This is a genomic window from Serratia sp. AS12 (genome assembly GCF_000214195.1).
Taxonomy (GTDB): domain Bacteria; phylum Pseudomonadota; class Gammaproteobacteria; order Enterobacterales; family Enterobacteriaceae; genus Serratia; species Serratia plymuthica.
Genome location: NC_015566.1, coordinates 4,162,146 through 4,175,056, shown reverse-complemented (window position 1 = coordinate 4,175,056; position 12,911 = coordinate 4,162,146). Strand labels below are relative to the sequence as shown.

General features: G+C 55.0%; 17 protein-coding genes. 6 read left to right on the top strand and 11 right to left on the bottom strand.

Features of this window, described 5'->3' with window-relative positions; translation table 11 throughout:
* Positions 1 to 31: 31 nt before the first annotated feature.
* A complete protein-coding gene (locus SERAS12_RS19500) occupies positions 32 to 412 on the bottom strand; it encodes a DUF4440 domain-containing protein (protein ID WP_013814216.1) in 381 nt (126 codons plus the stop codon).
* Positions 409 to 1,791 carry an MFS transporter gene (locus SERAS12_RS19495; RefSeq protein WP_013814215.1) on the bottom strand — a complete coding sequence of 461 codons (1,383 nt, stop codon included), beginning with the start codon at positions 1,789 to 1,791 and terminating at the stop codon, positions 409 to 411. Before SERAS12_RS19495 ends, SERAS12_RS19500 begins: the two co-directional genes overlap by 4 nt.
* Positions 1,792 to 1,896: 105 nt before the next feature.
* On the opposite strand from SERAS12_RS19495, the gene SERAS12_RS19490 reads away from it, so the two are divergent.
* Entirely contained in the window at positions 1,897 to 2,793 is an 897-nt protein-coding gene (locus tag SERAS12_RS19490) for a LysR family transcriptional regulator (RefSeq protein WP_013814214.1), read from the top strand.
* On the opposite strand, the gene SERAS12_RS19485 is transcribed toward SERAS12_RS19490, so the two are convergent.
* A complete protein-coding gene (locus tag SERAS12_RS19485; RefSeq protein ID WP_013814213.1) occupies positions 2,753 to 3,790 on the bottom strand; it encodes a dienelactone hydrolase in 1,038 nt (345 codons plus the stop codon). The two genes, SERAS12_RS19490 and SERAS12_RS19485, sit on opposite strands and share 41 nt — an antisense overlap.
* Before the next feature lie 145 nt (positions 3,791 to 3,935).
* Here SERAS12_RS19485 and SERAS12_RS19480 point away from each other — a divergent pair, with 145 nt between their 5' ends.
* The 3 genes from SERAS12_RS19480 (at position 3,936) to SERAS12_RS19470 (ending at position 6,676) form a co-directional block, all read left to right on the top strand.
* On the top strand, positions 3,936 to 4,949 hold the full coding sequence (locus SERAS12_RS19480) for an AraC family transcriptional regulator (protein ID WP_013814212.1): 1,014 nt from the start codon (positions 3,936 to 3,938) through the stop codon (positions 4,947 to 4,949).
* Positions 4,950 to 5,044: 95 nt separating this feature from the next.
* A complete protein-coding gene (locus tag SERAS12_RS19475) occupies positions 5,045 to 6,235 on the top strand; it encodes an MFS transporter (RefSeq protein ID WP_013814211.1) in 1,191 nt (396 codons plus the stop codon).
* Between the two features lie 102 nt (positions 6,236 to 6,337).
* Positions 6,338 to 6,676 (top strand): DUF2002 family protein, encoded by a 339-nt coding sequence (locus SERAS12_RS19470; protein ID WP_013814210.1) that lies wholly within the window; start codon positions 6,338 to 6,340, stop codon positions 6,674 to 6,676.
* Positions 6,677 to 6,706: 30 nt separating this feature from the next.
* On the opposite strand, the gene SERAS12_RS19465 is transcribed toward SERAS12_RS19470, so the two are convergent.
* The 3 genes from SERAS12_RS19465 to SERAS12_RS19455 all read right to left on the bottom strand — a co-directional run bounded on the left by SERAS12_RS19465 (position 6,707) and on the right by SERAS12_RS19455 (position 8,167).
* Entirely contained in the window at positions 6,707 to 7,153 is a 447-nt protein-coding gene (locus SERAS12_RS19465) for a DUF1198 family protein (RefSeq protein ID WP_004953697.1), read from the bottom strand.
* Positions 7,154 to 7,219: 66 nt separating this feature from the next.
* Positions 7,220 to 7,558 (bottom strand): MbeD/MobD family mobilization/exclusion protein, encoded by a 339-nt coding sequence (locus tag SERAS12_RS19460; RefSeq protein WP_013814209.1) that lies wholly within the window; start codon positions 7,556 to 7,558, stop codon positions 7,220 to 7,222.
* A gap of 195 nt (positions 7,559 to 7,753) precedes the next feature.
* Positions 7,754 to 8,167, bottom strand: a complete 414-nt coding sequence (locus SERAS12_RS19455) for a DoxX family protein (RefSeq protein WP_004953687.1) — start codon at positions 8,165 to 8,167, stop codon at positions 7,754 to 7,756.
* Between the two features lie 117 nt (positions 8,168 to 8,284).
* On the opposite strand from SERAS12_RS19455, the gene SERAS12_RS19450 reads away from it, so the two are divergent.
* The gene (locus SERAS12_RS19450; protein ID WP_013814208.1) at positions 8,285 to 8,563 is read left to right on the top strand and encodes a GNAT family N-acetyltransferase; all 279 of its coding nucleotides are present in this window, start codon (positions 8,285 to 8,287) and stop codon (positions 8,561 to 8,563) included.
* A gap of 33 nt (positions 8,564 to 8,596) precedes the next feature.
* Here the strand turns inward: SERAS12_RS19450 and SERAS12_RS19445 are convergent, their stop codons facing one another.
* Positions 8,597 to 8,779 (bottom strand): hypothetical protein, encoded by a 183-nt coding sequence (locus tag SERAS12_RS19445; protein ID WP_006327415.1) that lies wholly within the window; start codon positions 8,777 to 8,779, stop codon positions 8,597 to 8,599.
* 159 nt (positions 8,780 to 8,938) lie between these two features.
* The gene (locus SERAS12_RS19440) at positions 8,939 to 9,673 is read right to left on the bottom strand and encodes a bifunctional 2-polyprenyl-6-hydroxyphenol methylase/3-demethylubiquinol 3-O-methyltransferase UbiG (RefSeq protein ID WP_013814207.1); all 735 of its coding nucleotides are present in this window, start codon (positions 9,671 to 9,673) and stop codon (positions 8,939 to 8,941) included.
* Positions 9,674 to 9,834: 161 nt separating this feature from the next.
* On the opposite strand from SERAS12_RS19440, the gene SERAS12_RS19435 reads away from it, so the two are divergent.
* Positions 9,835 to 10,287, top strand: coding sequence for a GNAT family N-acetyltransferase (locus tag SERAS12_RS19435; protein WP_013814206.1), 453 nt, complete (start codon positions 9,835 to 9,837; stop codon positions 10,285 to 10,287).
* A 105-nt stretch (positions 10,288 to 10,392) separates the two neighbouring features.
* Here the strand turns inward: SERAS12_RS19435 and SERAS12_RS19430 are convergent, their stop codons facing one another.
* The 3 genes from SERAS12_RS19430 to SERAS12_RS19420 all read right to left on the bottom strand — a co-directional run bounded on the left by SERAS12_RS19430 (position 10,393) and on the right by SERAS12_RS19420 (position 12,911).
* Positions 10,393 to 11,106 (bottom strand): hypothetical protein, encoded by a 714-nt coding sequence (locus SERAS12_RS19430; protein ID WP_013814205.1) that lies wholly within the window; start codon positions 11,104 to 11,106, stop codon positions 10,393 to 10,395.
* 569 nt (positions 11,107 to 11,675) lie between these two features.
* On the bottom strand, positions 11,676 to 11,933 hold the full coding sequence (locus tag SERAS12_RS19425; RefSeq protein ID WP_013814203.1) for a hypothetical protein: 258 nt from the start codon (positions 11,931 to 11,933) through the stop codon (positions 11,676 to 11,678).
* 273 nt (positions 11,934 to 12,206) lie between these two features.
* Entirely contained in the window at positions 12,207 to 12,911 is a 705-nt protein-coding gene (locus tag SERAS12_RS19420; protein WP_013814202.1) for a YafY family protein, read from the bottom strand.

Sequence of the window (12,911 nt, the reverse complement as noted above, 5' to 3'; positions counted from 1 at the left end):
GGAACTGTTCCTGGCCGACGGCTTCCTGTGATTATTGCGCGAGGGTGGTCTCATGCAGATGCCGCCAGCCCAGACCGGTTTGGGTCTGTTCAAATACGACCGTTGAGTTACGCAGTGTGGTTGCCTGTCCGGGCAGCGTTTGCCTTTCGCGATAACTAACCACCGCCCCCGTCGGCCATTCGGCCACTAGCGCCATCTCTTCTATTGTGATTTCCAGGCCCGGTTTGGCAGCGCGATGCGCGCGGAAAAATGCGCACAATGCGGTGAAATCCAACCTGCCACCATTCAGCGCAATCATGCTAAAGGCCGGATCAAAGCGCGCCAGCAGCGCCTGCTCATCTCCCGCTCCTTTTTCCAGCCAGTTTTCAATAGCGACGTGAGCGTCGATCACTTCGGTAAAATATCGGTTCATGAGATTTCCTGTTGAGCGTTGAGACGGCGCACGATGGCGCGGTTAGCGATGCGCAGACACAGCAGCAGCGGGATCAGCGTGCTGGCGGCGGCAAGGTAAAAACAGCTTCGATAAGCGACAATCGGCGGTAAATGCTCAAGCAGCAGATTGAGCAACAGGCTGAGCAACGCGACACCCAGGCAAAAACTGAGTTGGCGATTGATATTCCACAGCGCGCTGGCATCGGCCAGCTGCTCATCGGCGATATGCAGGAACGCGCTGCTTTGTGCGGTGCTGCTGCACAGGCTGCCGCCAAAGCCCATCAAGGCAAAGGCGCTGATTTGCCATCCATGATCCCCGGCGTGAGCAATTTGCGACAGCGCCAGAATACCCAGCCCCTGCAACAGGCAACCGGCAATAAATAGCGGCCGTGGGCCAAAGCGGTTGAATTTCCTGCCGGTCAACGTGATGGCAAGGAATGAGGCCAGCGACCAGGGCAGCATCAGGCCGCCGACCTGCGCGGCGCGCATGCCCAGCTGATTTTGCAAATACAGCATGGCGATCAGGCTAACGCCGATAAACAGGCCGGGAATGCACTGATAAATCATCATCGAGGTGCGCAGCAGCGGCTCCTGTACCAGCCGCAGATTTAACAGCGGCTTGGCGATGCGCAGGCTGCGCCGCAGGTAATGGGCCAGCACCAGCGCGCCGCCTGCCAGTAACAGTAAGCCCTGCAACAGGTTGTCGGCCTCCCCCAATCGAGTCAGGCCAAGCAGGATCAGCGTCAGGGCGGCGCAGGCGCTGAGCAGCCCCTGGACGTCGAGCGGTTTGCGCTGCGGATCTGGGGCCTGAGCGCGCAGCCAAAGTGCGGCCAGCAGCAGCGCCAGGGCCGCCAGCGGCAGGTTGGCGAAAAATACCCAGCGCCAGTCGAGCCTGTCGACAATCAACCCGCCCAGCGCCGGTGACAGTGCGGGAGCCAGCAGGCCGACCAGCATAATGGCGGCGGAAAGCCCGGCGCGTTCATGGCTGCGATACAGCTGATAAGTCAGCGTCTGGCCGATGGGGATCAGCAGCCCGCCGCCCATGCCCTGTATAACCCGCCAGCCAATCAACTCGCCGATTGAGCCGGCATAGCCCGCCGCTGCGGTCGCCAGCATGAACAGCGTCAGCGACAGTAAAAATACCCGCCGCCCGCCAATGCGCTGCGCCAGCCAGGCGCTGAGTGGGATCACCAGCGTCAGACCGAGAATATAGCCGTTGCTGACCCAGGCCAGTTCGCTGACCGAGGCGTGCAGCGCATGGCCGATGGACGGATAGGCGACGTTGGCGATAAACATGTTGATCAGATCGACGAAAAATCCGAGCAGATAGACGATTGCGACTTTGATGCGATAGGGCATGGAGCCTCCGGTTGAAGGCTGGCAGTGTAGCGGTGACGAAAGTGCGGATAAATCGGCTGAGGACGATTACACTGTCAAAAATATTTTGACAATAAAGGCGGCAGCATGCTTAACCTGCAACGGTTGGCTATTTTCGTGGCGGTGGTGGACGCCGGGAGTTTCACCGCTGCGGCGGTGACGCTCGGGCAAACCAAGGCGGTGGTGAGTTTCAATGTCAAACAGTTGGAGAGCGAACTGGGCGTGTCGCTGCTGGTGCGCAGTACCCGGCGGCTGGCGCTGACCGATGCCGGCGAGCGATTTTATCAGCGTTGTTTGCGGCTGTTGCAGGATGCGGAAAACGTGCTGGACGATGTACGCCGCGATCACCACGGATTGAGCGGCGTATTGCGCATCACCACCACACCGGAATACGGCGCTCAGGTGGTGGTACCGGCGCTGGCGGCATTTTCACGGTTGCATCCGCGTTTGCGCATCCAGCACGTTTCTTCCTCTTATCATGCCGACTTGATTTCGGAACGGTTCGACGTGGCTATTCGGCTGGGGCAACTGGCGGACTCCAGCCACCGTGCCGCGCTCATCGACAGCTTTGCCATTCTGCCGGTTGCGGCGCCGGATTATCTGGCCCGCCACCCGGTCGGCTCGTTGACGCAACTGGCGCAGGCGCAGTGGATCGCCCACAGCCGCCTCAGTTCGCCGCTGAGCTGGCAGGTGATCACCCCGCAACGGCAGGCGATGCTGTTCAAGGTTGAAGACGCCGCCACGCTGATGGGCGACAGCGCCGCCGCGCTGCTGGCATTTGCCCTGCATGGTGCCGGGGTGGCGCTGTTGCCCGAATGGCTGGTACGACCGGCCATCGCCGAAGGCAAGCTGTGCGCGCTGTTGGCGGACCACCAGTTTCCCGCGCAGAGCATTTATGCGTTGTACCCAAATACTCGCCACGTACCGGAAAAGGTGCGGGCGTTTATTGATTTCCTGCGTGAGCGGGTAGCCACGGGCGGATAAACGCCAGGATAGCCGCCAACGTTTGCCGGTGTACCGCTTCGCGCTGTTCGCCGGAAGCGGCGCACAGCATTTCACCGTCGCCTTCTTCCTCCAGTATTTGTCGCCCGTTGGGTCGGCAAAGCGGCAGAAAATCAAAATGATTGCCGCCGGTCAGCTTGAGCGCGTGGATCGGCTGCCGCCCGGCATATGCGGCCAATGCCGCGCCGCCAAGGCTTTGTTGCCGGTTGCCTGGCAAATAGCGTTGCGGCTCGACGATCAGCAACGGCGCGCCGAGCTGATGCAGGCTGCTTGGCAGCAGATAGGGGGCCATACCGGGATCGAGGGCGACGGCAAAGCGGATGCGCGGGTCTCTGTAGTCGGCGTCAAACTGCCCGGCGGGGAGTTGGGCCAGTTCAACCTTTGCCTGAGTATAGAACTGGCAATCAGGTGACTGAGCGCGTTGCCGACAACCGGCGATAAAGTCGGCCAACCTGATCCTGCCGCCGAGGGCGGCAATGGCGCTGTAGCCGCCCTTGGAGTGGCCGATAACGCCGATCGCCTGACGATTGATTGACTGGCGCCAGCGGGGATCGTGGGTCATGGCGTCAATTAATGCGGAAATATCGCCGGTCTGTAGCCACAGTTGGGCGGAAAGCGCAGGAATTGAGTTGCCGGTGGTGCTGCCTGGATGATTGGCCGCTACTACCACGGCACCCTGCTGAACCAGCGCTGCCGCCAGCCACGCCTGGCTCGCATTATTGCCGCCGCTGCCGTGGCTGATCACGATCAACGGGAAGCGCCCCTTTGCCACCGGTGCATCCGGCTGGCTTTCGATACCGGTAAATACCGGATTTTCCCCGACCCACTGTGGTGTGCCGGTGGCTGAGGTCGGGTAATAAATACGGCTCGCTAACTGGCGTGTACCGGTCTGAAATACCTCATCGTGTGTGGCGATCCGGTAAGCGGCGGCGTTCGCCATTCCACACAGCAGTAACCACAGGAACAACGCTCTTTTCATTTTTACTCCTCAAGATGTATGTCAATACGCTGAAGGCTGGCATTTGCCGCTTAATCCGGCGACCTCGATCGCGATCCGGGTCGTTAAATAATTGTTTTAACAGGTTTAAGGTCCTACACTGCAGATCCCGAATGAAGACAACAAGATGTCGCCGATGCCGCTTATTCCTGTCACTTTTCTGTTTGGCCTGCTGTGTCTGGGGTTGCTGTACCGCCTTGGCCGGCCGCAGGCGCGGCGCTGGGTGTTTCAGCTGTTGTTGTTGTTATGCGCCTGGCAGAGCCTGCTGGTAGGCCTGCGTTACGGCTATGGACTGACGCAGTTCAACGGGTTGCAACCCTTCGGTGCGGTGGCGATACCGCCGCTGACCTATCTGGCATTTCTTGTCAGCACTCAGGGCAGGCTGAGGTGGCGTGAGCTGTGGCACCTGACGCCGTTATGCCTGACGCTGCTGGCAAGCGTCTTGGCTCCGTTCTGGCTGGATATACTGATTGTCGCCACCGATCTCGGCTACGGCGCTGCCCTGTTGTACGCGCTGCGATGCGGCGAAAATGCGTTGCAACAGGTGCCGCTGGCGGAAAGCTGGCTCAGCTACCGGCTGTGGCGCGGGTTGGGGATATTGCTGGTGGCGATAGCGGCGGCCGAAGGGGTGATTGTGCTCGATTTCGCTTATTTCGAGGGACGACATGCCGCCATGCTGGCGACCTTCGACAACCTGCTGGTGGCGTTGAGCATTTGTCTGGTGCTGTCCCGCAGTCGGTCTTCGGAAACCCCGACAGAAAGAGTGCCGGAGCCGCCTGACAGCGTCGCGGAAGACGAAGAGCGGCTGGCGGAGTGGTTCGGTCTGGTGCAACACCGGCTGCGGCAGGATGATCTTTATCTGGAGCCTGAGCTGAATCTGGCTCGACTGGCGCGCAAGGCAGGTTTGCCGGCGCGGCGCGTTTCCCAGGCCATCAACCGGCATACGGGGATGAATGTGTCGCAGTATGTGAACCAACTGCGTATTCGCCAGGCAGCGCAGTGGCTGCTGGCCGGTGACGATCCGGTGACGGATATCATGCAAAGGGCCGGGTTTACCACCAAATCGAATTTTAACCGTGAGTTTCTGCGTATCCAGGGTGTCAGCCCGAGCGAATGGCGCAGGCAGCAAAAGGTTAGTTAAATAATAATTCGTTATAACTCTCATATTTATGATCGGATCGCGCCGGGGTATGCTGAACGCTGTTGCTTACCCCGTATTGATGCGAGCCGCCCTCGATGACCGCAGTCAGCGCCAAAGAAAACACCTTCCAGCTTAACCGGCGGATCTTGTCCGTGGTGATGTTTACCTTCGTCTGCTACCTGACCATCGGTTTGCCGCTGGCGGTATTGCCGGGATTTGTGCATAACCATCTCGGGTATAACTCGGTGCTGGCCGGGTTAATCATCAGCGCGCAGTACTTCGCAACGCTTTTCAGCCGGCCGCATGCCGGGCGCTATGCCGATCAACTCGGGCCGAAAAAGGTGGTGTTGTTCGGGCTGGCCTGTTGCGGCGTGAGCGGGGTGTTTTATGCCATCGCTTTTTGGTGCGACGGCCTGCCGCTGCTGAGTCTGATCCTGCTGTGCGTCGGCCGGGTGTTTCTCGGCGTCGGTGAAAGCTTTGCCAGCACCGGTTCCACGCTGTGGGGCATAGGTCGGGTGGGGCCGATGCACACCGCCCGGGTGATTTCGTGGAATGGTGTGGCCACCTACGGCGCGATGGCAGCCGGCGCGCCGCTCGGCGTTTATCTCAATCAGCTTTGGGGGCTAACCGGGGTAGCGGCGCTGATCGTGTTGGCGGTGGCGGTTTCGCTGTGGCTGGCGTGCGGTAAACCGAACGTGTCGATCTCCGCCGGCAAGCGTCTTGCCTTCAGTGCGGTGCTTGGCCGCATCTGGACCTATGGCCTGGGGTTGGCGCTGGGCACCGTGGGCTTTGGCGTGATCGCCACTTTTATTACCCTCTACTATGCTGATAAGGGCTGGAGCGGGGCGGCGTTCTCGCTGACGCTGTTCAGCTGCGCCTTTGTCGGCATCCGCCTGATTTTCAGCCACACCATTAACCGTCACGGTGGCTTGAAGGTCACTCTGGCGTCATTTCTGATTGAGATTGCGGGGCTGTTGCTCATTTGGCTGGCCAATGATCCGCTGATGGTGCAGGCCGGGGCGTTGCTGGCCGGTGCCGGTTTCTCTCTGGTGTTTCCGGCGCTGGGGGTGGAGGCGGTGAAGCAGGTGCCGCAGCAGAATCAGGGCACCGCGCTGGGTACCTACTCGGCGTTTCTCGATTTGGCGCTGGGGATCACCGGGCCGCTGGCCGGTTTGCTGATGAGCCGGATGGGCGTGCCATCGATCTACCTGGCAGCAGCCTTGATGGTATTTCTGGGAGCCTTGCTGACGCTGCGGTTGTTGTTGCAGAACCGAGCAAATACCTAGCTAAGGATTATTCCTAAACCCACATCCATACCGAGAAATTTATTGTTTCATCTCATGATTGCGGTAAGGTCGCTCAGCGGTCCAGAACGAGAGGAGAAATCGATGTATTTACGGCCGGATGAAGTGGCTAGAGTGTTGGAGAATACCGGCTTTGAACGTGATTATATCACCGATCAAGCCTATGGTTACCGCAAGGGTGAGCACTACGTGTATGTGAATCGCGAAGCGCGTATGGGCAGAACTGCGCTGGTGATCCACCCTGCGCTGAAAGAGAAAAGCGTGCATTTCGCCACGCCGACCTCGCCGATTCGCACCAGCGAGCAGTACCTTGAATTCCCCCTGGATTTAAGCAGCGATGCCCCGAGTACGCGTTATGGCATTCCACACGGCTTTAGCTCGCGTGATGCGCTTTCGCGCTATCTCTACAGCATGTTCCTGTAATCTATTATCCCCCGCCTGCGGGGGAGTATCTCACCCGTTGGCGATCGCCTCGCGGTTAAAGCGCTCATTGTAGGCGCGGCGAAACTGCGCCAGTTCGAACGCGTCAATATCCAGATCGGCAAAGTAAAACAGCGCGGCCTCGGTGTGCTCGGCATGCAGCTCCGGCGACAGCCCGGCGCGCAGCAGCGTTTCACGCCACAGGGCGATTTGCTCGTCGCTCGCCTGCTTGATAAAGGTCAGATAGATAAACAGCAGATAAGCCGCCTGGTGCATCTCCTCGGTGTAACCGTTGTTCAGCATACGGATAAAAGTCTGGCTGTTGCGGCTACCCATTTCCTGAATCATCGATTCAATCAGCATCGGTTTAACTTTCAGCAGGTGGGCCAGCGAGTCGATAGCTTTGCGGGTGTCTGAAGTCAGAATGCGGTAACCAATAATAAATACAACGATCAGGGCTGCGATGATGATCCAGGTCATTTATGATTTATTACACTCTCAGAGCGCCAGTATTTGGCAGGAGGCGCTGTGCTGCAGCGCCCGGGGTCAACGCTGTTCGCCGCTGAAGTTATCGGCTGCCCGCTGTTGATTGCGCAGGTGATGGTTGAAGGTGGCGGCGTCTTTGGCCAACGCATCCAGATGTGCGCCCAGCATTTTTATTTGCTTCACCAGCGCGTGCTGTTCCGGCACCGAGTTGGCGGTGCTCAGTTTGCGCACCAACTGAGCATTTTGCATATGTAGCGCTGCTTCGCGTTGTTTGGACTCTTCCAATAACTGTTGCAGAGCCTGATAGCTTTGCTGCCATTCACGGTGCTGCTTTTCGAAGCTGGCCTGCAACTCACTCATTGCATTTTGAAACTGGATTTCCAGCTCGCGCATTCTCATGGTCTCTTCCTTTGCGGCACTCAATAATGGTTTGCAGTATAACGAAAACTGCACAGAACCTCACTCGTTGACGACGATTGCAGATAATTCTCGCATGTTTACCGGGGGGCATCTCTTGCGCAGCATGGCATGTTGAAGAGGGGAGCGTCAGGAAAACGGCCGGTAGCGTCACCACCGGCCATTGTCAGAGGAGAATTATTTATTAAAGAATTTATAGTCCAGTGAATAACGCCCGGCGCCGGTAACTGCCAGCAGCAGCAGCCCGCCGATAATACTGATGTTTTTGAAGAAGTTTATTTCATTGCCCATCATTTCCATCCCGGTCATTTTCCAGAATGGATGGCCGATAAAAGCGGTGCCGAGCACATAAACGGCGAAAATAACCGCGATAGGGCGGGTAAATATGCCGAGAATAAGTGCGATGCCGAAAACAAACTCAACCACCACGGCGATAATCGCCGCCAAATACGGCATTGGGGTACCGTAACCCTCCATTGCGCTCACCGTTGCGCCAAAGCTGGTCAGCTTCATCCAGCCAAAAATGATAAACAGGACCATCAACAATATTCGGGATAGCAAAATAACACCGTCTTTTGAGCCGTCACCCATTTTGAACTCCTTAGCCACTACAGAATTATGTTGTGTTACTGATTAAAGACTAGACTAACCCTAGGTTATTTCTAGTGACAGCAGGCCATTACGCATTTAAATATCAGGAGAAAGGCTGTGGAACTTAACATTCTGGAAGATGAGAAACGTTTCTATATAAACGATCAGCAGGGCAAAACGATCGCCGAGATATCTTTTGTGCCGAGCGGGGATAAATTAACCATTATCGATCACACCTGGGTAGATGAGGTGTTGAAAGGTCAGGGGGTAGGTAAAAAGCTGGTGGCGCGGGTGGTGGCGAAAATGCGTGCGGAAAACCGTAAAATCATTCCGCTGTGCCCGTTCGCCAAACACGAATTCGACACCACGCCGGACTATCAGGACATTCGCGCCTGAAAGCTTAGCGGGGCGCTGCTACGCCCCGACCGTTCAACATACGCCGAAATCGCCGTCTTCATGATAGAGCGCCACATCGCTGGCCTGGACTTCCGCACGCTGCTCGGTGCCCAGTTCGTTCCAACTGCAGACCAGCGTGTCACCATCAATGGCCACCACGATCATCTTTGGGCCGCCGGTAGTGCGCTGTACAAAATCGCCGACAGTAAATGCCATTGTTTTCTCTCCGGTTCAAAGGGGTTAAAGCTTAAGTATAGTCGGCTGTTGGCGGGCTCTACGCAAGAAGGTGCAGCCGCCAGGGGCGGAATAAAACGTTGGGGGGAGGCGGCCTCCCCAAGAATGGCTGTGTTAAGGGTTTACTGCGAGAGAGAATAATCAGGTGGGTTTATGGGCGGCCAGGATAAAGATCATCGGGCGTTCTTTTTCTTCATCCAATGCCGGATTTTCCGCGATTTGCTGCGCCGAAGGGCCCCATTCATTCAAATAGGTGATGACGAATCCCTGTTGCACCAGCAGGTTGATATAGCTGCCGAGCATGCGGTGCTGCTTGATGACGCCTTCCGCCAGCCAGTTGGAGGTCCGTCGCCCTTCCTGCTGATAGCCGTTGACCGGCCAGGATTTTTGCCCGTGTTGATTGACCAGCCAGCCCTGATGCTGCGGCGCGGTATAAATCGGGTGCTCGGCGGTGAAGATAAACTGCCCACCCGCCGCCAGCGCCTGATAAACGGTGGCGAACAGCCGGGCCAGATCTTCGATGTAGTGCAGCGTCAATGAACTGTAGGCCAGATCGCAGGATGCCGGCGGCAGTTGAAGCTGCTCCAGATCTTGCCGGCGGTATTCAACGCCGGCGTCCTGCGTCATTTCCCGCGCTTTGTTCAGCATTTTCTCGGAGAGGTCCATGCCAAGTACGCTCGCGGCGCCCTGTTCGCGTGCGCTGCGGCAGAACCAACCGTAGCCGCAGCCGAGATCGACCACCTTCTTGCCGTGCAAGTCCGGCAATATGCTGCGGATAGTCGGCCATTCCGGCGCGCCGTCCAGCCCGTTTACCGAGCGACTGAGTTGGGCATAACCGTCGAAGAAGGCCTGATTGTCATAAATATTTTGCGTCATAACGACTCCTGTTTGGGAAAAACACTGCCGAATCGTTGGGCAGTGCCGCCATGTTATCCGCACATCCGGCTGATTTCTATAATAAAGACCGTGCTAGCCGGCCTCTGTTACTGCATAATTTTAGACCGGTTCAAGCAGGAAAAATAATCACAGGAACGGATATGAACATGATTTCGGTGCGTCAATCACCTGAGTTTGCACAACAAGCGATTCGCTATTTCCAGCAGCAATGGGCTTCGCCAGACACCCTGATGATGTATGAAGATGCCATTACCCGCTGCATTGGCGCAGCCAATCCGCTGCCGCAGTGGTATTTGCTGATGGATAACCACGATATCCTGGGTTGTGCAGGGTTGATCACCAATGACTTTATCAGCCGCGGCGAGTTGTACCCCTGGCTGTGTGCGCTGTATGTGGAAGAAGCGCACCGTGGGCGCGGTTACGGTTCGTTGCTGATTAATCATGTGGCGGAGGAGGCACGCAAGATGGGGTTCCCGCAACTGCATTTGTGCACCGATCTTGAGGGTTTCTACGAAAAACAGGATTTTGCCTTTAACGGATTGGGTTATCACCCCTGGGGCGAGGCTTCACGGGTGTATACGCGGGCGTTGTAAAGACCGCCGCTGCCAGGCCCGCCGTATCAATAAGGCGAACTATCACGAGTTGGGTGTGAGGCAGGTATCCGGTTGGCATAATGAAAAATACATTGCGTAAGATGTTCAGGGGAGTGCCAACAGCGCCACTGCGCTACCCTGGAAAGGACCTGCCTCAACGTTTCCTACCGTCCTTAATACAGAACTGACTTGTACTCTGGTGCCGGCTGGTCCAACCTGCAGGGCAATACCTTTGTTTGCCGGCTGGCCATTGAGTTTAAGGTTCGAAAATAAACTACCGTCGCTACGAAGCCTGACTCCTCCTGTATTTTCGCTGATATAGAGCTGTATGTTTGTCGTTTGGTTGCAGGAAAGCAACAACGATTCGGTGACAGTATTGTTATTCAACTGCTCTGGGGCCAAGACACCGTGATTCAGCGTTAATTGAGGGGTTTTTATTTCACAGGCGTTTGTTTCTTCCGGTGGAATCGCACATATAGAACCGGGCAGCCTTAGTACATCAATATCCATGAATTTTCCTGTCTTATAGAAAAAACCTACGCAACCGTTGCCGCCAATTATATTGGCGTAATTGAAACTGCCAGTGCGAGGTATGCCTACGAATTTTTTGAAGTTTTGACCTAAAATACCCATTGTCATTGAACTGGATATCCAGGGATACGTTCTTCCCTGCCAGAAACCATCGCTTTGATCGGCATTGCCCATAGTGTTGTGAGAGCTGGTGATCATTATTGTGCATTTTGGGTTGTCATAGCATGGGTTGGGGGTACTATCATCTGTAGTCCAATCAAGAAGCTCATAATAAAATGTTCCGAACATAAAGCTTCCGGTTCTTTTTGTAACCTGCATAAATATGCTTGCACTGAACAGTGCTGGTATAAATAAATAAGGCTGAAATGATGAGAAGGGTATGTTTTTTAACGTAACTCATAAGGTTGCTCCTAGGGTGAGGTTTACTTTGATTTATAAGAGAGTATCATTTACAATCCCTTCTTTGGAGTTATAAACCAAAATGATAAGACAAATTAGATTTAAATTCTTTAATTTTGTTTCTTTATGGTTTTTTGTTTTAATTTAGACAGGATTATGACTGACTGATTTTGAGTAATTATTTGTTATATATAAATAATATATTATTTGATTATTTTTTTCTTGTTTTGTTTGTATTTTGTATGTTAATTTTTTGTTTAATGTATGTTAATTTGTTCTGGGCGGTGTGTTCGTGATTCATAGGGAGTGGGTTTTCGGTTAGGTTTATTTCTATATTAAGAGGGGTGAGGCCTTGGCGTGGTGCAGAGAAAAAACACCACCATCTGAATTGCGGTTTTTTTTTCAGTATTATCTTCGGTTCTGATAGTTGCATCGGTTACCTATTTTGCTGTGAATAATCAACCCTTTTTCAACAAAACATCTATCAGCGAGGTAAATACAGCGCCTGTAGAAAAAGCCTGTTCTGTTTTGCGCTCCTCATCTTTGATGTCTTTAAATCTGATAACGGCGGCCTCTGGGGACAGGGCTTCCAATTCTTCAAACTGCTTTGCGTACCCTTTGCCCAAAAAATGTTTCTGCCTGGCCTCGAAATCAGGTGATGAGGTATTGAGAGCAAAAATTTGATCCCCTTTCACGAAAAAGCTGTAAACCACCATGGCATTGTCCTTACTTCGGTGTGCTGCTATGACGACACGCTGCGGGCATCTCTGATGCTTATAAATCAGCGCTTCACTGTAACCAATAAACTAACGGGAAGCCTTACATCTGGCAAGGGTAATATGGGGTTATTGCGTGAGTTGGCAAACGAGATAGGGTGGTGTTTTCTATTTTATTTTTAAAACAGATAATTAAGCGTGATTGTGAGGCGATGCCGAGTGAAGTATCGGCATCGGTAACCGATCGACATTATGGCGTACATCTACCTAAAATCAGCAAATGTCGCCCTGACCGTTGCACGGTCGCATCTCGAGAGCGCGCCACTCCTTAACGAGCAGCCGGCGACTCCGAAGGTAGCGTTCGGTAAGAACTTCCGCGCTAGTGATATCGTCCATGCCGATCACCCGGAACTGTTCATCCAGCTCGCACCAGGCTGCGATAAACCGCTTGGCTTCGATAAAGCCGAGCATGATCGGCCATATTACCTGTTCATCTTCCGGTGCGTGTTCGAGAGACAGCTTGATGCGCAGCTTACGCTGCTCGCGCAGCGCTCGACGGACTTCGCTCAGATCAAGATGTGTCGAGCCTTTCAGCGAATGACCTACATAGATAGTGTCATCGTCGAAGGCTGAACGCATGTCGGGTGGAAGGACTGCATTGATTTTGGCCAGCGCGTTTGTCACCGCAAGGGCTAACGTCGCGTCGGTCTGACGACTGACCCACTTGGCGCCGGTCGCGAGCGCCAGGATTTCTTCTTCGGTAAAAGACATTGGCGGCAGCAGAAACCCTGGCCGCAGGATGTAGCCGACGCCAGGTTCTCCGTCGATGTCGGCTCCCATGTCTTGCAGTGTGGCAATGTCGCGGCGGATGGTTCGCAGAGACACGCCCAACTCACGCGCAAGTGCCTGGCCCGACACCGTTCTTCGGTGTCGGCGGAGCACTTGCATCAGGTCGAATAATCGATGACTTTTGGCCAT